This is a genomic window from Serratia nematodiphila DZ0503SBS1, assembly GCF_000738675.1.
GTDB lineage: Bacteria > Pseudomonadota > Gammaproteobacteria > Enterobacterales > Enterobacteriaceae > Serratia > Serratia nematodiphila.
This window is the reverse complement of record NZ_JPUX01000001.1, coordinates 3984857-4003188: the sequence shown is the minus strand read 5'-3', so window position 1 is coordinate 4003188 and position 18332 is coordinate 3984857. Positions and strand designations below refer to the sequence as shown.

The window sequence follows — 18332 nt, the reverse complement described above, 5'->3', positions numbered from 1 at the left end:
TTCAGATCCAGCGAGTAAATAGTGAGAGGCTCATTAAGTAGAGCGAAAAACAGAAAAGAGGTTTATGCCATACGTTTTTCCAGAAGCTTAAATGCTTAATTACAGATAACACTATTTTATACAACAACCAAGATTCGATTAATGTCTTGAGAATGTTTGGAAAGGCCATACCTAAAAGCACTGAATCTTCCATTAGTTAAGTTTTACGTTAATCAGGTTTGATATTTATTATCACATGTCTTTTTTTGTTCACAGTAAACAAAACCGGACGCTGGGTTAACAATACCGGACAGATGGCCATTAAGATGGCTACGATGCCACTGCTATAAGTATGGGTATCAAGTGTAAAGTATAAATCGATCCTCTAAACCCCATGTGCTTTAGCCATCCTCCTTAAGTTCGGTGTCGGCCGATATATCCGCTGATGTCATGTTGCTCAGAGATTTGCGTAATTTTTAAGCGTTATATTCAAACGTGATGATGGGATAAGTTGCCACATTGCTAGAGGCGTAGTGATGTGATTTTGGAGCGGGGCACTATTGGAAGCGATAAATAACGGCCCGCTCTGGAGGGCCGTTATTGTGGTTTAGTGGGGTATTCCAAGAACTCAGTCGTTAAAGTACCAATAGCCGCTGTTGACCAGCGCGGTCAGCAGCGCCAGGAACGACGGATCGTCCACCGCGTCGCCGAGCAGGGCGGCATCGACGCTGAAGTGCTGGCACAGGGTGTCTGCGGCCTGCAGCTGGTCGGTGTCGATCAGCTCGCCGTTGACGAAGCAGCGATCGCCGACGCGCAGCACGCGCAATCCGCCCAGGCGCTGCAGCGCTTCACCCTGTTGCAGCAGTTCGTAGATTTCCCCGGCCTGATACGGCGGCTCCGGCGGCGCCAGATCCAGCTCGTGGCGCGACTGGGAGATAAACTCGCCGAACCAGTGCTGGAAGTGTTCCGGCTGTTGCACCAGATCCAGCATCATCTGCCGTAAGGCGTCCACTTCCTGCGGCAGGATCTCCGCCGGGTGTTCGCGCAGTTTAACGTCCGGATCGGCGTAGCGCTTGCTGCCCAGCTCGCGCGCCAGCACGTAGTCGGCGAAGCCGCTCACCAGCTCACGGCCGTTCGGCGCGCGGAAGCCCACCGAGTAGTTGAGCGCGTTTTCCAGCGCGTAGCCTTCATGCGGGAAGCCCGGCGGAATATAGAGAATGTCGCCCGGCTCCATCTCTTCGTCGATGATGGCGTCGAACGGTTCGACCTGCAGCAGATCCGGGTGCGGGCAGTGCTGTTTCAGCGGCGTTTTTTCCCCGACGCGCCAACGGCGGCGGCCGGTGCCCTGAATGATGAACACGTCGTACTGATCGAGGTGCGGGCCGACGCCGCCGCCCGGCACCGAGAAGGAGATCATCAGGTCATCCATCCGCCAGTCCGGCAGTTGGCGGAACGGGCGCATCAGCGCGGCGGAAGGCTCATGCCAGTGATCTACCGCCTGCACCAGCAGCGACCAGTTGTTTTCGCTCAGGTGGTCGAAGCTCTCGAAGGGGCCGTGCGCAACCTGCCAACGGCCGTCCTGGTGGCTGACCAGACGGCTGTCCACTTCGTTTTCCATCGCCAGCCCGGCCAGCTCATCCGGGGAGATCGGATCGATAAAGTTTTTGAAGCCGCGCTTCAGAATCACCGGACGCTTTTGCCAATAACGTTGCAAAAAATCGTTCCAGTCCAGATCTAATTGATAATCCATGTTCTATTCCAGGATAGGGGAGTGAGCCTGAGTGCGATTATAACGGAAGTTTGGCCCCGTGGATCGGGGCCGCAGCGGCATAATTTACTCGTTGTGGTGGGTGTCGTGCTGGCGGGCGAAGGTGACCTGCATGCGCGCGCCGCCGAGCGGGCTGTCGCTGATGACGATTTCGCCGTCGTATTGCTCGATGATCTCCGCCGCCACCGACAGGCCAAGGCCCTGGCCGGGGCGCAGGGTATCCACCCGCTGGCCGCGCTGGAAAATCAGCTGGCGCTTGCTTTCCGGGATGCCCGGGCCGTCGTCGTCGATAACGATGGTGAGGTTTTTCTCGGAGTGCAGCGAGGTGATCTCCACGAACTCCAGGCAGTATTTGCAGGCGTTTTCCAACACGTTGCCCATCACTTCCATAAAATCGTTCTTCTCGCCCATAAAGGTCACTTCCGGCGAGATGTCCAGCGTGATCGCCACCCCTTTGCGCTGGTAAACCTTGTTCAGCGCCACCACCAGGCTGTCGAGCAGCGCCGGCACCGAGTGGATCTCGCGCGTCAACACCGTCTGGCCGGAGTTGATGCTGGCTCGGTGCAGGTAGTAACCGATCTGCTGCGAGATGCGCCCGATCTGATCCAGCATGATCGGCTCGGCTTCTTCGATGGTGGTTTGCTTGCCGCTGCGCAGCGAGCGCAGGGTGCTTTGCAGCACCGCCAGCGGCGTTTTCAGGCTGTGGGTCAGATCCGACAGGGTGGTGCGATATTTGGTGTAGCGCTGGCGCTCGTTGCGCACCAGAATGTTCAGATTGCGCACCAGCCCGCGCAGCTCGCTGGGCGGATTTTCGTCGAGCTGATCGCGCTCGCCGTTCTCCAGCTCGCCCACCTGATTGACCAGCGCCTTGATCGGCCGCAGGCTCCAGTAGGCCGCCAGCCACAGCAGCGGCACCACCAGCAGCAGGTTGGCCAACAGCACGTAGCTGAACCACTCCCACACCACGTCGGATCGCTGCAGCTCCTGCGGAATGCTGTCGACCACCACGATGGTCAGCGCCGGCAGGCGAGGCGTGGCGGCATAGGTGTTGACCGCCACCGAGTGGGTCAGCGCGTTCTGATCGGTATCGTCATAATTCTTCAGCTGATCCTGCGCTTTGGGGTTATCCCCCAGCACTTCGCTACTGATGCGGGTATCGGTGTCAATTTCGTAGAAGCCGGACTCCTGCAGCCATTCCTTGTTGATCAGCTTCTCGAGTTCCGGCACCTTGCGCTGGCTCCACAGCAGGTTGCCTTTATCGTCGTAGATAAAGACCAGCGTCGGGAAGTTGAGATCGAGATCGGGGGGAATGGCGATGGTGAGCTTGTTGTCTTTCCACTGCGCCAGGCTGAAGAACAGGTTGCTCTCGCCGCGCAGCAGACGGAAGGCGGTTTTGTCGAAGCTGACGATATAGCCGACGACCGCCACCAAACCGTAAGAGAGCGACAGCGCCAGGATCACCCCGGCGGTCGCCATCAGGAAGCGGGCACGCAGCGAAAACGGTTTTTTATTCTTGTTGAACATCATGTTCACTTCGCGTCAAAACGATAGCCCTGGCCACGTACCGTGGTGATCACTTCATGCGGGTATTCCGCCTGCACTTTCTTGCGCAAACGGCCCATCAGCACGTCGATGGTGTGGCTTTCACGCAGTTCGGCGTCCGGGTAGAGCTGCAGCATCAACGAATCCTTGCTCACCACCTTGCCGGCGTTGCGGATCAGGGTCTCGATGATGGTGTATTCAAAGGCGGTCAGCTTGATCTGTTGATCGTTGACGCTCAGTTCGCGGCGCGACAGATCGATCTGGAACGGCGGCAGCACGATCACTTGCGAAGCCAGGCCGCTGTTGCGGCGCATCAGCGCCTGCATGCGGGCGATCACTTCTTCCAGGTGGAACGGCTTGGTGACATAGTCGTCGGCGCCGGCTTCCAGCACCGCCACTTTGTCCTGCCAGCTTTCGCGGGCGGTCAGCACCAGGATCGGCAGCTTGGTCTGATGGGCGCGCCAGCGGCGGATCAGGCTCAGGCCGTCTTCACCCGGCAGGCCGAGATCGACGATGGCGATATCCGGCGCGTGTTCCTGCAGGAAATAATCGGCTTCCTTGGCGTCTTCGGCCGCGTCGACCTGATGGCCCATCTCGCGCATCTGAACGGAAAGGTGGTGACGCAGCAAACCATTATCTTCAACAACCAGTACTCGCATGGCGAACTCCTGTGACTATGCGGGTGAACGTCCTGTCACCCACGCGATAAAAGGGAACACGCTCTGCGGCGTGTCAGGGAATAACGCGGCCACCTGAACCATTTTGACAAAAAGTGCTGAGGCTATGGTAGGTATAACCCGCCCGGCTCGCAAGAGAGCCGAAGCAATGTATTAAAATAAGCGTTATCAATTTGTTCGCCGACATTATCGACAAGCTCTGATAAACGTCGGATAAACAGCGGCGGGGCAACATTAAACGCAACTTAAACGCCCCGGGCATTGCCCGCGAAAGGGAAGTGTGAGCCGGGGCGCTTGATAAGCTTTAAAGGTACTAATAAGGTATTATTGAGGCAACGGTACATTTTCTCAGGAGCGACGGATGAAGCAGTTAACCCAGGCAGAACGCATAGCGGGCGCACTTTACGGACAGATGCTGGGCGACGCGCTCGGCATGCCTTCCGAGCTGTGGCCGCGCGAGCGGGTTAAGCGCCATTTCGGCTGGATAGACGGCTTTCTCGATGGGCCGGCGGAGAACACCGCCGCCTGTTACTTCAAAGCCGGGCAATATACCGACGATACCGCGATGGCGTTAGCGCTGGCCGATGCGCTGCGGGAAGCGGAAGGCGAGGTGGTGCCGGAACTGATCGCCCGCAACGTGATCCGCTGGGTGGACAGTTTTGACGCCTTCAACAAGAACATTCTCGGCCCCAGTTCCAAACTGGCGTTGAGCGAGCAGAAAGCGGGCACGCCGATCGCCGAGTTGGAAAACAACGGCATCACCAATGGCGCGGCGATGCGCATTTCGCCTTTGGGCTGCGTGCTGCCGTCCGCGCCGCTGGAGGATTTCTGCCAGCAGGTGTGGCTGGCCTCCAGCCCGACGCACAAATCCGACATCGCCGTCGCCGGTGCGGTGGCGATCGCCTGGGCCGTCGCGCGAGCGGTGGAGGGCGCGGACTGGGTCTCGATTCGTCTGGCGCTGCCGGGCGTGGCGGAGTATGCCCAGCGCCGGCAGGAGACGACGTTCAGCCCCTCGCTGGCGGCGCGCATCGAGTTGGCGTTTCAGGTGGTGGATGAGGCCGCCGATCCCGAGCAGGCCTCTGAGCGGATATATCAACTGATCGGCGCCGGGGTGAGCACCATCGAGTCGGTGCCGGCGGCGCTGGCGATGGTGCAGCTGGCGCAAACCGATCCTACCCGTTGCGCGGTGCTGTGCGCCAACCTGGGCGGCGATACTGACACCATCGGCGCGATGGCCACCGCTGTCTGCGGTGCGCTGCACGGTGCAGAAGCGATCGAACCCGGATTGCTGGCGGAGTTAAAACGGGTGAATCCGCTGGACGTTGAGGCGTATGCCCAGGCGTTCGTGCGTTTTCGCCGCCGCCGACAGGGCGAGGCGTAACGGATCAGCTTTCGCTGGTAAACTCATACATGTCGCTGCGGCAGAAGCTTTCGCTGTATTCGACAGGCTTCTTGCGGTGGTCGAACAGCGTCTGGCGCACGATCAGCAGCGGCATCGGTTCTGATAGCTGCAGCGTCCGGCGGATATCGTCGTCGGCCATCGCCGCGCTGACCTGGCTGCGCAGCGAGCCCATCTCCACATTATTGCGCCGGAAGTAATCGTAGAGCGAGATGCCAATCTCGTCGATGTTGGCAATCGCCGCCGCCACCACGTAGGACACCGCCACCGACATCGGCCGCCGATCGATAAAGTGAATGCGTTTGAGTTGGTAGATCGGCGCTCCAACCGCCAGCTGGAGCCTTTCCGCCAGTGCGGCGCTGGCCGGCACCCGCTCGCGGCTGATCCATTGCGTGTCCGGCTGACGCCCCTGTTGCGCCGCCTCGCGCGAGAACCCTTTGATGTCCGCTAAGGAATAGCGCAGCTTCGGCGCGGGCCGTTGCGGCTGGATGAAGGTGCCGTAGCCGCGTGAACGGCCGATGATGCCGTCTTGCTCAAGGCAGGCCAGCGCTTTGCGCACCGTGATGCGCGAGATGCCGAGTTGTTCGGTGAACAGGCGCTCGCTAGGCAGGAAATGCCCCGCGCTCAGCAATCCTTGCTCGATAGCCTGGCGCACCGAGGCGTTAAAGCGCAGATACAACGGCATCGCGCCCGCGCTGGCCAGATCCTGCAGCAGTTTTTCCAGCAGACGCTGGTTGATCTCCTTGCTCATAGCTGACGGAAGTCCTGTAGCCGCAATGCGATGGCTTATTTAAGGGGATTTCGCCGGGCAGCGCAACTGCCGCCGCCGCTGGGAGAAATGAGGTAGAGTAGTGTGCTATCGCCCCAGGCTCGGAGAAACAGACTGCCCATGAGTGACACCCCACGACACGCGGACGACGCGGCAATCCTGGCAGCCTTCACCCAGCAGCGTCAGCAGGGGCTGACCCGACGTTCGGCGCTGCACCAGGCCCTGTTGCGGCTCATCACCGCCGGGGAACTGCCGTGGCGGGCGAAGCTGCCGCCGAGCCGCGCGTTGGCGGCCCGGCTGGCGGTGGCGCGTGACACGGTGGAACAGACTTACGCGCGGCTGGAGGCGGAGGGGTTCATCAGCCGAACGGTGGGGCGCGGCAGCTTTGTGCGTTATCGCTGCGATACGCTGCTCGGCCGTGAACTGCTGGCGACGCAGGCAGGCCAGGAGGCGCGGCTGGCGGAACGCGAGTTAAGCGATCGCGGCCGGGCGTTGCTGGCGGTCAGCCATACGCCGCACACCAGCCGCCAGGCCTCGTTGACGCCCTCGCTGGCGGATCTGCGGGCGTTTCCCATCGATTCATGGCTGCAGTGGGAAAAGCAGGCGCTGCGGCGGCACGGCGAGCGGCTGTTGGGTTATGCCGATCCGCAGGGCTTGCCGGAGCTGCGTGCGGAGATCGCGCACTATTTGCAGCGGGAGCGGGGCGTCAAGGCGACGGCGGAGCAGGTGATCGTGGTCACCAGCTCTCAGCAGGCGCTGGCGCTGTGCACGCAGGTGCTGTTCGATCCCGGCGATGCGGTATTCGTCGAAGAGCCGGGTTACCAGGGGGCGAAAAAACTGGTGCAGTCGGCGGGGCTGCAGGCGCGGCCGATCGGCATTGATGAGCAGGGGCTGGACGTCGGGCAGCTGATGCAGGCTTCGGGCGGCGGGCGGGGCGTTTACATCACGCCGTCCCATCACTACCCGCTGGGGTACTCGCTGAGCCTCGAGCGGCGTCTGGCGCTGTTGCAGTGGGCCCAGCGTCGGCGGGCCTGGATCATCGAAGACGATTATGACGCCGAGTTCAACTACGATCGACAAACCAAGGCGGCGCTGCAGGGGCTGGACAGCGGCGGGCGCACGCTGTACATCGGCACCTTCAGCAAGACGCTGTTTCCGGGGCTGCGCATCGGCTTCATGATTGCGCCGCCGCAGCTGGTGCGGCCATTGGTCGCCGCCAGGCAGTTTCAGGACGGCTACACCTCGGCGCTGGCGCAGATGACGCTGTTCCACTGCCTGCACGAGGGCGGCTACGCCGAGCATCTGCGCAATATGCGCACGCTTTACAAGGCGCGGCTGGATGTGCTGTACGATGCGGTGCAACGCCATCTCGCACCCTGGACGCGCCCGGCCTTGCCGCAGGGTGGGCTGCAGCTGGTTTGCCCGTTGGCGGATGCGGCGACGGAGCGGCGGCTGGTGGCGGCGGCGGCCGAACGGGGCATCCGGCTGTACGGCCTGGCGGACTTCTACACCGGCGCGCCGCAGCGCGGGGCGCTGGTGCTCGGTTTCTCGGCCTACACGCCGGACGAGATCGTGCGTTTTATCGCCACGCTGGCGCAGGTGTTCAACGCGCTGCCGCGGGAAAACGGCGGTTAAAATTGGTCTGCTCGCCGTTTTGAATTGGTCCGTATTACGCCGTCGCTGCGCGGTGTATTCTGCCGCTATTCGGTTATTTCCCTAATGGAAATAATATCTTAACCCGTGAGGCGCTATGAACCCATCAAATCGTGAAGTGACCATCCGCAGAATCAATGGCGACGACAGAGCGCAATGGCTGGCGTTGTGGCAGGGCTATCTCGACTTTTACCGCGCCGAGGTGGCGCCGCAGGTGACCGATCGCACCTTCGAACGCTTGGGGCAGGATGAACAGGTGTACGGGCTGGTGGCGGAGGATGCCGACGGCCGGCTGCTGGGGCTGATGAACCTGGTATTCCATCCGTCCACCTGGAGCGCGGTGGGCTATTGTTATATCGAAGATCTCTATGTGTCGCCGCAGGCGCGCGGCCATAAAGTGTCGGAAAAACTGTTCGAACAGGCGTATCGGCTGGCGGAGGCGCGCGGCAGCGATCGGGTCTATTGGATGACCCAGGAGTACAACGCGCCGGCGCGTTCGCTGTACGACAAAATCGGCAGAAGAAGCTCGTTTATCGTGTATACCCGTTAACCGCAGGAGGCGCGTATGGCAATGAATCGTTATGGTCAGCCGATTGGCGAACCGATGCCGGATTGGCAGCCGGCTCGCCGCCCGGGCGGCGCAACGCTCGGCGGGCGTTTCTGTTCACTGGCGCCGCTCGATCCGCAGCGGGATTACGCCGCGCTGTATGACGCTTTCCAGCTGGCGCCGGACGGCCGCGACTGGACCTATCTGTCTATCGAACGGCCCGACACACCGGCGGCGATGTTGCAGCACCTGGAGACGCTGCAGGCCAACCCGACGCTGGTCAATCTGACGGTGTTCGACGCCGCCAGCGACGCGCCGGTGGGGACGGTGGCGCTGATGCGCATCGACGAGGCCAACGGCGTGCTGGAGATCGGCCACGTCAGCTGGTCGCCGTTGATGAAACAGCGCTCCAGCGCCACCGAAGCCATCGCGCTGCTGCTGCGTTATGCCTTCGACACGCTGGGCTATCGCCGCTGCGAGTGGAAATGCGACAGCCACAACGCGCCGTCGCGCCAGGCCGCGCTGCGCTTTGGCTTCCGTTACGAGGGCAACTTCCGCTTTGCGGTGATCGTCAAGGGGCGCAGCCGGGATACCGACTGGTTCGCCATCACCATTGACCGTTGGCCGGCGGTGCGGCAGGCGCTGGCGCGTTGGCTGAGTGCGGACAACTTCGATGCGCAGGGGCGGCAGATTGCCCGGCTGCAGGTGTTGCGCGGCGAATAAGCAAAAAGGCGGCCCGTGGGCCGCCTTGTCGTTGTGGGTCTAACGCGCTTACTTCAGCTCGTCGACCATGGTGGTGGCGCGGCCGATATAGTTGGCCGGGGTCATCGCCTTCAAACGGGTTTTCTCTTCTTCCGGCAGCGCCAGGCCATCGATGAACGCCTGCATGCCGGCGGCGTCCACGCGCTTGCCGCGGGTCAGTTCTTTCAGCTTCTCGTAAGGCTTTTCGATGCCGTAGCGGCGCATCACGGTCTGGATCGGCTCGGCCAGCACTTCCCAGTTGTGATCCAGTTCGTCCAGCAGGTGCGCCTGGTTGACTTCCAGCTTGCTGATGCCCTTCAGGGTGGCCTGATAGGCGATCAGCGCGTAACCCAGGCCCACGCCCAGGTTACGCAGCACGGTGGAGTCGGTCAGGTCGCGCTGCCAGCGGGAAACCGGCAGTTTGCCCGCCAGGTGGCCCAGCACGGCGTTGGCCAGCCCCAGGTTGCCTTCGGAGTTTTCGAAGTCGATCGGGTTGACCTTGTGCGGCATGGTGGAAGAACCGATTTCGCCGGCGATGGTCTTCTGCTTGAAGTGGTTCAGGGCGATGTAGCCCCAGATGTCGCGGTCGAAGTCGATCAGAATGGTGTTGAAACGCGCTACGCAGTCGAACAGTTCGGCGATGTAGTCATGCGGTTCGATCTGGGTGGTGTACGGGTTCCAGGTGATGCCGAGCGAGGTGACGAACGCTTCGCTGAACTGATGCCAGTCCACTTCCGGGTAGGCGACGATGTGGGCGTTGTAGTTGCCGACCGCACCGTTGATTTTACCCATGATCTCCACGCGCTCCAGTTGGCGGTACTGGCGCTCCATGCGGTAAGCCACGTTGGCGAACTCTTTGCCGACGGTCGACGGGGTCGCCGGCTGGCCGTGGGTGCGCGACAGCAGCGGGATATCGCGGTATTCCTGCGCCAGCCCTTTCAGCGCGTCGATGATCTTGCGCCAGTAAGGCAGCACCACGTCCTGACGGGCGCTTTGCAGCATCAGCGCGTGCGACAGGTTGTTGATGTCTTCGGAGGTGCAGGCGAAGTGGATGAACTCGGACACCGCGTGCAGCGCAGGCACCGCCGCCACTTTTTCCTTCAGGAAATACTCGACCGCTTTCACGTCGTGGTTGGTGGTGCGCTCGATGGTTTTGATGCGCTGTGCGTCTTCTTCATTGAATTCCGCGACGATTTTGTCGAGGAAAGCGTTTGCGTCGGCGTCAAAAGCGGGAACTTCCTTGATTTCTGCGCAGGCGGCCAGTTTTTGCAGCCAACGTACTTCAACCTGTACGCGGAATTTCAGCAGACCGTATTCGCTGAAAATGGGGCGCAGTGCGCTGACTTTATCACCGTAGCGTCCATCAACGGGGGAAACGGCGGTCAGTGAGGATAATTCCATCGGTAGCAACTCCTGGGATCGATTAACAATGAGCAACGATATTTTGCGCCTGTTTGAACAGACGATTACGGGAAAACATTAACTGCAGGCGGCTGCCGCCGACCTGTTGCCACAGCACGGCGGCGCGAATGCCGGCCAGCAGCGTGGCGCGAACCTTGGCCTGCACCTGCGGATTCTGCAGGATGGCCGGCGAACCGGTCACCTGGATGCGCGGCCCGAGCGGGCTGACCACGTCGACGTAAATGCCGGCCAGCGCGCTGATGATGGTGTCCGACTCAAGATCGAAGTGCGCCAGCTGGCGCTCGAGCTGGCCGAGGCGTTCGCCGAGCGTGTTCATCGCCTGTTTGTTGGCGTTGAGCTTGCGCTCCAGCACCATCAGGCTGATGGTGTAGCGGGTCAGTTCCGCGCCCGGCCCTTTGTTGTTGGCATTCAGCACGCCCATCAGGGTTTCGAGGCCGACCATCAAATTGCGTTCTTCGCCGCCGAACACCGCCAGCGTGGAGGGCGGATCCATTTGCAGCAGGCTTTTCAGCGAGGTCTGAAACGCTTCGCGGTTGCATTGCCCTTCATGGGCCAACTGCTGAACCAAACGCGCCGACTGGCTGATGCCCGCCATGGCCAGCGTGATGTCATAATAATTCTTCGCCACGATGACTCCTGTAAACGCGGTGAACGGTACATGGCTTACTGCATAAGGTTGTGTGTATCGCAGGGGTAACGGCGGCGGCCGCGAACGGTAACGATCGGGCGTGGCTGTAACAACGATGACAACGAATGCCGCGGATCATGCCACAAAATCGAGGGTAAACCCAGCGTCTAATACGTCTGCGGTGAGGCGGAAGCGCCGTGCGGCGCAGAACTGCGCAAATAGGCGAGGAAAATCGCCGACGCGGCGGCGCGAACTTATTGTTGCTGCGGCAAATAAAGTGCGGCGGCTGCATCTATACTGCCAACGTGAACCCTCAAATAAAGACCTTTATATGCACGTAAAAAACAAGCAGCCACTGCCGGCGGTGACGCTGGCGGCCATCGGCGTGGTGTACGGCGATATCGGCACCAGCCCGCTGTATACCCTGCGCGAATGCCTGACGGCGGAGGAGGGCATCACCCTGACGCCGGCCTCGATTTACGGCTTTTTATCGCTGATTTTCTGGCTGCTGACGCTGGTGGTGTCGATTAAATACATTTGTTTCGTGATGCGTGCCGACAACGACGGCGAGGGAGGCATTCTGACGCTGATGTCGCTGGCGATCCGCAAGCTGGATGCGCGCTGGGTGCCGGCGGCGGTGCTGATCGGGCTGGTGGGCGGCAGCTTCTTTTACGGCGATGGGGTGATCACCCCGGCCATTTCGGTGCTCTCGGCCATCGAGGGGCTGCAGATTATCGCCCCCGAGCTGGATAGCTTTATCGTACCGCTGTCGCTGCTGGTGCTGACGGCATTGTTCGCGATCCAAAAACGCGGCACCGGCAGCGTCGGCAAACTGTTCGCCCCGGCGATGGTTATCTGGTTCCTGACGCTGGCGCTGCTGGGCCTCGGCGGCATTTTGCATCACCCCGGCGTGCTGCGGGCGCTGAACCCTTACTGGGCGGTGAATTTCTTCCTCGAATACAAGGCGGTGTCATTCTTTGCGCTGGGCATGGTGGTGCTGTCGGTCACCGGCGCCGAAGCGCTGTACGCCGATATGGGCCACTTCGGTAAAAAACCGATCCGTCTGGCGTGGTTTACGCTGGTGGCGCCGGCGCTGGTGTTGAACTACTTCGGTCAGGGGGCGCTGCTGCTGGCCAACCCGGCGGCGATCAATAACCCGTTCTTCCTGCTGGCGCCGACCTGGGCGCTGATCCCGCTGCTGGTGATCGCTACGCTGGCGACGGTGATCGCCTCGCAGGCGGTGATCTCCGGCGTGTTCTCGCTGACGCGGCAGGCGGTGCGGCTGGGCTACTTGCCGCCGATGCGTATCATCTATACCTCCGATCAGGAGTCCGGGCAGATCTACATTCCGGTGGTGAACTGGCTGCTGTTCGCGGCGGTGCTGATCGTGATCGTCAGCTTCAAACACTCCAGCAACCTGGCCTCGGCCTACGGCATCGTGGTAACCGGCACCATGCTGCTGTCGTCGATTCTGCTGAGCATCGTGGCGGTGAAAAACTGGGGCTGGCCGCGCTATCTGGGCGGGCTGATGCTGCTGGTCATGCTGTGCATCGACGTGCCGCTGTTCGGCGCCAACCTGATCAAGCTGGCGACCGGCGGCTGGTTGCCGGTGGCGCTCGGGCTAATCATTCTGCTGATCATGCTGACCTGGAAGACCGAGCGTTCGCGCCTGATCCGCCGATTGCGCGACAATCAGGAAGGGCTGAGCGCGCTGATCGAGTCGCTGGAGAAGGCGCCGCCGAAGCGGGTGCCGGGCACCGCGGTGTTTATGGAGCGCACGCCGCATGCGGTGCCGCTGGTGCTGTTGCATAACCTGAAACACAACAAGGTGCTGCACGAGCGCGTGGTGCTGTTGACCATCGTCACCACCGACATGCCGTACGTGCACAACGTGCAGCGGGTGGCGATCGAACAGCTGTCGGCGAGTTTCTGGCGGGTGGTGGCGAGCTACGGCTGGCGCGAGACGCCCAACGTGACGGACATTCTTTACCGCTGCGGGCTGGAGGGGATGAGCTTCACCATGAATGAGACCTCGTTCTTCATGTCGCGCGATACGCTGGTGCTGGGCAAACGGCCCTGGTATCTGCGCGTGCGCGGCAAGGTGTTCCAGCTGTTGCAGCGCAACGCGCTGCGGGCGCCGGATCTGTTCGAAATCCCGCCGAACCGGGTGATTGAGCTGGGAGCGCAGGTGGAATTTTGAATAAAAAAACGCTGCGGTAAACGCAGCGTTTTTCTTGGGCGGCAGGCGAATTACGCCAGGCGCTGTTCGATGATGCCGCCGCCGAGGCAGATTTCGCCCTGGTAGAATACCGCCGACTGACCGGGGGTGACGGCGGAGACCGGCTCGTCGAAACGCACTTCGATGCGTTCGTCGTCGAGCGGGGTCACGGTGCAAGGGATATCCTGCTGGCGATAGCGGGTCTTCACCGTGCAGCGGAACGGGCCGCTCAGCGGCAGACGATCCACCCAGTGCAGCTGCTGCGCGATCAGGCCTACGGACATCAGGCGCGGGTGATCGTGCCCCTGCGCGACGACCAGCACGTTGTTGGCCACGTCTTTATCCACCACGTACCACGGATCTTCGCTGCTGTCTTTCAGGCCGCCGATGCCCAGCCCTTTGCGCTGGCCCAGGGTGTGATACATCAGGCCCTGGTGTTCGCCGACGGTCTGGCCGTCAACGCTGACGATCGGGCCCGGCTGGGCCGGCAGGTAGCGGCCGAGGAAGTCGCGGAACTTGCGCTCGCCGATAAAGCAGATGCCGGTAGAGTCTTTCTTCTTGGCGGTGACCAGCTCCAGTTGCTCGGCGATGCGGCGCACCTCCGGCTTCTCCAGCTCGCCGACCGGGAACAGGCTCTGCGCCACCTGCTCGTGGCTCAGGGTATAGAGGAAGTAGCTCTGATCTTTGTTGCCGTCGACGCCGCGCAGCAGGCGGCTTTTGCCGCCCACGTCCTGGCGGCGCACGTAGTGGCCGGTGGCGATGAAATCGGCCCCCAGATCTTCGGCGGCGAACTCCAGGAAGGCTTTGAATTTGATCTCTTTATTGCACAGGATGTCCGGGTTCGGCGTGCGGCCGGCCTTGTACTCCTCCAGGAACAGCTCAAACACGTTGTCCCAGTATTCCGCCGCAAAGTTCACCGTGTGCAGTTCGATGCCCAGCTTGTCGCAGACCGCTTGCGCGTCGGCCAGATCGGTCGCGGCGGAGCAGTACTCTTCGTCGTCGTCTTCTTCCCAGTTCTTCATGAACAGCCCAGCGACCTGATAGCCCTGTTGCTGTAACAGATAGGCGGTAACGGAAGAGTCGACGCCGCCGGACATACCGACGATTACTTTTTTCTGGCTGTTGTCTGACATGGGGATCTCACGAACTTGAACACGAACCGTGCTGATAAAAACAAGCGCAGGATTTTACCACGTTGGCCGCGCCGGCGCACTGTTCATCTTGTGCTGCCCGGCGCCCTTAATGCGGCCAGGCGAAGCTGCCGACCAGCGACAGCGGGTAGCGCTCCGGCTGCTGATAGCTGCGAATGCTCTCCGCCACCAGCGCGGAACGCAGGTTGGGCGCCTGCAAAATCTCGTCGGCGCTCAGCCACAGGCAGCGATCGATGTCGCTGTCGTGCGGCTCGGTCGGCAGCGGCTGTTCCAGCTCGATGACGAAGCAGAAGCGCAGAAACGGCGTGCGATCCGGCGCGATCCATTGGTGCAGGCGCAGGAACGCCTGCGGCGTGGCGCGGATGCCGGTCTCTTCCCACAGCTCGCGCTCGGCGGCCTGCACCAGCGTCTCGTCGGCCTCCAGATGGCCGGCCGGCTGATTCCACAGCGCTTTGCCGTTGATGGTTTCTTCGACAATTAAAAATTTGCCGGCGGCGTGCACCACGCAGGCGACGGTGACGTGCGGTTTGAACATGCGGTCTCCTTACAGCGGTTTGTCGATGCGCCGATAGATATCGTCCAGCTCGGCGATGCGGGTGCGGTAGCTTTTGAGCAGACAGGCGGTGTCACCGCCGCACCGCTGGCGCTTGGTCAGCCAGGCTTGCTGGCTGTCCTGCATCGCGCCGCGCGCGCCCATGGCGAACAGGCCGCGCAGAAATTGATATTTGGTGGCCATTTGCACGTCCAGATCGTTCAGCGTGCGGTTGGCGCAGATGGCGCGTTCATCGCTGCCTGCCGCCTTGGCGCAGTCGAAGCTGGCGGCAGGGGCGGCGAACGGGGCCGCCAGAGCGGCGAGCAGCAGCGCGATCGGAACGTGTTTCATGGCGCCTCCATCAGTTATCGGTCTACAGGGAATCGATGGTTTTCCATTCACCGGGCTGCAGTGAACCCAGCGAAAGATTACCCATACTGTAGCGAATCAGGCGCAGGGTAGGGAACCCGATATGCGCTGTCATGCGGCGCACCTGGCGGTTTCGCCCTTCGAACAGGGTGATTTTCAGCCAGCTGGTGGGGATGGATTTACGCTCGCGGATCGGCGGATTGCGCGGCCACAGCCACTGCGGCTCGGCCACCAATTCCACCCCGGCGGGCAGCGTGGGCCCGTCTTTCAGCGTGACGCCGCTGCGCAGCGGCGCCAAATCACTCTCCTGCGGCGCGCCCTCGACCTGCACATAGTAAATTTTGCCGGTGCGTTTGCCAGGCTGGGTGAGCTGCGCCTGCAGCTGGCCGTCGTTGGTCAGCACCAGCAGCCCCTCGCTGTCGCGATCCAGGCGCCCGGCGGCGTAAACGTCGGGGAAGGGGATGTACTCTTTCAGCGTGGCGCGGCCGGCTTCGTCGGTGAACTGCGGCAGCACGTCGAAGGGCTTGTTGAATAACACAATGCGGCGCGGCCCCTTCGGCGCGGCGGGTTTGGCGGCATTCGGCTTGCTGAATCGTTTAACGTTGTGATTTCTAACAGAGAATTTTTTCATAACGGTTGAGATTACGGATGATAAGCGCATTATAACCGAATCCGTTTCGGATTGGCGCGGACCGAATATTCAAGTAGTATCTACACGCATCTTACAAAGCATTAACAAAATTGCGCTTGAAGGAGAGGTTGATGGAAAGCAAAGTAGTTGTTCCGGCAGAAGGTAAAAAAATCACGGTTGACGCCCAGGGTAAACTGGTTGTTCCTCATAACCCGATCATTCCGTTCATCGAAGGCGACGGCATCGGCGTTGACGTGACTCCTGCCATGATCCACGTGGTTGATGCGGCCGTTAAAAAGGCTTACCACGGCGAACGTAAAATCTCCTGGATGGAAATCTACACCGGCGAAAAATCTACCCACGTTTACGGTAAAGACGTGTGGCTGCCGGACGAAACTCTGGACCTGATCCGCGACTACCGCGTCGCCATCAAAGGCCCCCTGACCACCCCGGTCGGCGGCGGCATCCGTTCTCTGAACGTGGCCCTGCGCCAGCAGCTGGACCTGTACGTGTGCCTGCGCCCGGTGCGTTACTACCAGGGCACCCCAAGCCCGGTGAAACAGCCTGAGCTGACCGACATGGTGATCTTCCGCGAAAACGCCGAAGACATCTACGCCGGCATCGAGTGGAAAGCCGGTTCCGCCGAAGCGGACAAAGTGATCAAATTCCTGCGCGACGAAATGGGCGTGAAGAAAATCCGCTTCCCGGAGCAGTGCGGTATCGGCGTGAAGCCATGCTCCGAAGAAGGGACCAAGCGTCTGGTGCGTGCGGCGATCGAATACGCCATCACCAACGACCGTGACTCCGTGACCCTGGTTCACAAAGGCAACATCATGAAGTTCACCGAAGGTGCCTTCAAGGATTGGGGCTATGAGCTGGCGCGCGAAGAGTTCGGCGGCGAGCTGATCGACGGCGGCCCATGGCTGAAGATCAAGAACCCGAACACCGGCAAAGAGATCGTGGTTAAAGACGTGATCGCCGACGCCTTCCTGCAGCAGATCCTGCTGCGCCCGGCGGAATACGACGTGATCGCCTGTATGAACCTGAACGGCGATTACATCTCCGACGCCCTGGCGGCCCAGGTCGGCGGCATCGGCATCGCGCCGGGCGCCAACATCGGCTCCGACTGCGCCCTGTTCGAAGCGACTCACGGCACCGCGCCGAAGTACGCCGGCCAGGACAAAGTGAACCCAGGCTCCATCATCCTGTCTGCAGAGATGATGCTGCGTCACATGGGATGGTTCGAAGCGGCTGACCTGATTGTTAAGGGCATGGAAGGCGCCATCGCCGCCAAGACCGTGACCTATGACTTCGAACGCCTGATGGAAGGCGCTAAACTGCTGAAATGTTCAGAGTTTGGCGACGCTATCGTAAAACACATGTAATGGTGTTAAAGCGTTAAATGAGAACGGGAGCCTTAGGGCTCCCGTTTTTTATTGTAAGCCTTAAACCACCTCCTAAGGAGGTGGTGATTGAACCTGTGAGGCTCTAGCCTGAAGGAAACCCATGCCGGAATATTCCAGCTTACTCACCACAAGTAAGAAGGAAATCACCAACATGGGTTTATACAGGAGTTCATCACATGTGTTCTGGCGTTGCAAATACCACCTGGTTTGGACGCCAAAGTATCGATTTAAAATCCTCCGCGACAAGGTGGGCAAAGAGCTCTACCGAACAATTTATATCCTCTGCAACATGAAGGACTGTGAAGTTCTTGAGCTAAATATTCAGCCAGATCATGTGCATCTGGTCGTGATAGTCCCCCCGAAGCTATCGATTTCGACGTTGATGGGCGTCCTGAAAGGACGCAGTGCAATCCGGCTTTACAATCGTTTCCCACATATACGAAAGAAGTTGTGGGGCAATCATTTTTGGGCAAGGGGATACTTTGTCGATACGGTAGGGGTAAACGAAGAAATTATCAGGCGATACGTGAAGTATCAGGATAAGAAGGACCAAGAGATCGAACAGCAGATGGAGCTGTTGCAGGATTAACTCGAAAATGGCCCCCTTTTAGGGGGCGTCGTGTAAAGCCACCTCCTCAGGAGGTGGTCTTTTACTGTTCCAATTGCATGGGTTATTGCGCTGCCGCAATCCGGCGCCGGAGCCAACAGAGCAGGGCTGTTATGCAATTGCGCGAGATTGATATCAGCTCGAACAAGGGGAGAGTTACCTCATTATTCCCGGACAGACGGCTGATGGAATCGTGGTGAAAACCTTTACATGGCACGCTGTGCGGAGGCTGGATTTGTACTGATCTCAGGAAAGTTGCTGATCGGCGACGTCATCATAATGTCAGTGAGAGC

At 60.5% G+C, this 18332-nt stretch carries 18 protein-coding genes; 7 read left to right on the top strand and 11 right to left on the bottom strand.

Annotated features, from left to right (window positions below):
• Position 1 precedes the first annotated feature (1 nt).
• From JL05_RS25905 to phoP, 4 genes are all read right to left on the bottom strand, one after another.
• Positions 2–169, bottom strand: coding sequence for a DUF1656 domain-containing protein (locus tag JL05_RS25905; RefSeq protein WP_367889509.1), 168 nt, complete (start codon positions 167–169; stop codon positions 2–4).
• A gap of 438 nt (positions 170–607) precedes the next feature.
• Positions 608–1729: a ribosomal protein uL16 3-hydroxylase gene (locus tag JL05_RS18480; protein WP_033633286.1), complete on the bottom strand. Its 1122-nt coding sequence runs from the start codon at positions 1727–1729 to the stop codon at positions 608–610.
• Positions 1730–1813: 84 nt separating this feature from the next.
• A complete protein-coding gene (gene phoQ / locus JL05_RS18475) occupies positions 1814–3271 on the bottom strand; it encodes a two-component system sensor histidine kinase PhoQ (protein WP_033633668.1) in 1458 nt (485 codons plus the stop codon).
• 5 nt (positions 3272–3276) lie between these two features.
• Positions 3277–3948, bottom strand: coding sequence for a two-component system response regulator PhoP (gene phoP, locus JL05_RS18470; protein WP_004941169.1), 672 nt, complete (start codon positions 3946–3948; stop codon positions 3277–3279).
• A gap of 379 nt (positions 3949–4327) precedes the next feature.
• On the opposite strand from phoP, the gene JL05_RS18465 reads away from it, so the two are divergent.
• Positions 4328–5347 (top strand): ADP-ribosylglycohydrolase family protein, encoded by a 1020-nt coding sequence (locus JL05_RS18465; RefSeq protein WP_021505544.1) that lies wholly within the window; start codon positions 4328–4330, stop codon positions 5345–5347.
• 4 nt (positions 5348–5351) lie between these two features.
• On the opposite strand, the gene JL05_RS18460 is transcribed toward JL05_RS18465, so the two are convergent.
• The gene (locus tag JL05_RS18460; protein ID WP_033633285.1) at positions 5352–6116 is read right to left on the bottom strand and encodes a GntR family transcriptional regulator; all 765 of its coding nucleotides are present in this window, start codon (positions 6114–6116) and stop codon (positions 5352–5354) included.
• 138 nt (positions 6117–6254) lie between these two features.
• Between JL05_RS18460 and pdxR the strand changes: the two genes are divergently transcribed.
• From pdxR to JL05_RS18445, 3 genes are all read left to right on the top strand, one after another.
• Positions 6255–7769 (top strand): MocR-like pyridoxine biosynthesis transcription factor PdxR, encoded by a 1515-nt coding sequence (pdxR, locus tag JL05_RS18455; protein WP_015377604.1) that lies wholly within the window; start codon positions 6255–6257, stop codon positions 7767–7769.
• Between the two features lie 115 nt (positions 7770–7884).
• Positions 7885–8337 (top strand): GNAT family N-acetyltransferase, encoded by a 453-nt coding sequence (locus JL05_RS18450; RefSeq protein ID WP_015377605.1) that lies wholly within the window; start codon positions 7885–7887, stop codon positions 8335–8337.
• Between the two features lie 15 nt (positions 8338–8352).
• The gene (locus JL05_RS18445; RefSeq protein WP_033633284.1) at positions 8353–9057 is read left to right on the top strand and encodes a GNAT family N-acetyltransferase; all 705 of its coding nucleotides are present in this window, start codon (positions 8353–8355) and stop codon (positions 9055–9057) included.
• Between the two features lie 48 nt (positions 9058–9105).
• Here the strand turns inward: JL05_RS18445 and purB are convergent, their stop codons facing one another.
• Positions 9106–10476 (bottom strand): adenylosuccinate lyase, encoded by a 1371-nt coding sequence (gene purB, locus JL05_RS18440; protein ID WP_004941193.1) that lies wholly within the window; start codon positions 10474–10476, stop codon positions 9106–9108.
• A gap of 22 nt (positions 10477–10498) precedes the next feature.
• Positions 10499–11125, bottom strand: a complete 627-nt coding sequence (hflD, locus tag JL05_RS18435; RefSeq protein ID WP_004941196.1) for a high frequency lysogenization protein HflD — start codon at positions 11123–11125, stop codon at positions 10499–10501.
• A 331-nt stretch (positions 11126–11456) separates the two neighbouring features.
• On the opposite strand from hflD, the gene kup reads away from it, so the two are divergent.
• Positions 11457–13325 carry a low affinity potassium transporter Kup gene (kup, locus tag JL05_RS18430; RefSeq protein ID WP_015377607.1) on the top strand — a complete coding sequence of 623 codons (1869 nt, stop codon included), beginning with the start codon at positions 11457–11459 and terminating at the stop codon, positions 13323–13325.
• Positions 13326–13375: 50 nt separating this feature from the next.
• On the opposite strand, the gene mnmA is transcribed toward kup, so the two are convergent.
• The 4 genes from mnmA to rluE all read right to left on the bottom strand — a co-directional run bounded on the left by mnmA (position 13376) and on the right by rluE (position 16026).
• Positions 13376–14476, bottom strand: a complete 1101-nt coding sequence (mnmA, locus tag JL05_RS18425) for a tRNA 2-thiouridine(34) synthase MnmA (RefSeq protein WP_033633283.1) — start codon at positions 14474–14476, stop codon at positions 13376–13378.
• Between the two features lie 106 nt (positions 14477–14582).
• Positions 14583–15029 carry an NUDIX hydrolase gene (locus JL05_RS18420; RefSeq protein WP_004941205.1) on the bottom strand — a complete coding sequence of 149 codons (447 nt, stop codon included), beginning with the start codon at positions 15027–15029 and terminating at the stop codon, positions 14583–14585.
• Positions 15030–15038: 9 nt separating this feature from the next.
• On the bottom strand, positions 15039–15377 hold the full coding sequence (locus JL05_RS18415; protein WP_033633282.1) for a lysozyme inhibitor LprI family protein: 339 nt from the start codon (positions 15375–15377) through the stop codon (positions 15039–15041).
• A 22-nt stretch (positions 15378–15399) separates the two neighbouring features.
• Entirely contained in the window at positions 15400–16026 is a 627-nt protein-coding gene (gene rluE, locus JL05_RS18410) for a 23S rRNA pseudouridine(2457) synthase RluE (protein WP_033633281.1), read from the bottom strand.
• 131 nt (positions 16027–16157) lie between these two features.
• Between rluE and icd the strand changes: the two genes are divergently transcribed.
• Positions 16158–17411 (top strand): NADP-dependent isocitrate dehydrogenase, encoded by a 1254-nt coding sequence (gene icd / locus JL05_RS18405; RefSeq protein ID WP_015377612.1) that lies wholly within the window; start codon positions 16158–16160, stop codon positions 17409–17411.
• 172 nt (positions 17412–17583) lie between these two features.
• Entirely contained in the window at positions 17584–18021 is a 438-nt protein-coding gene (tnpA, locus tag JL05_RS18400) for an IS200/IS605 family transposase (RefSeq protein ID WP_033633558.1), read from the top strand.
• The last annotated feature ends 311 nt before the right edge of the window (positions 18022–18332 follow it).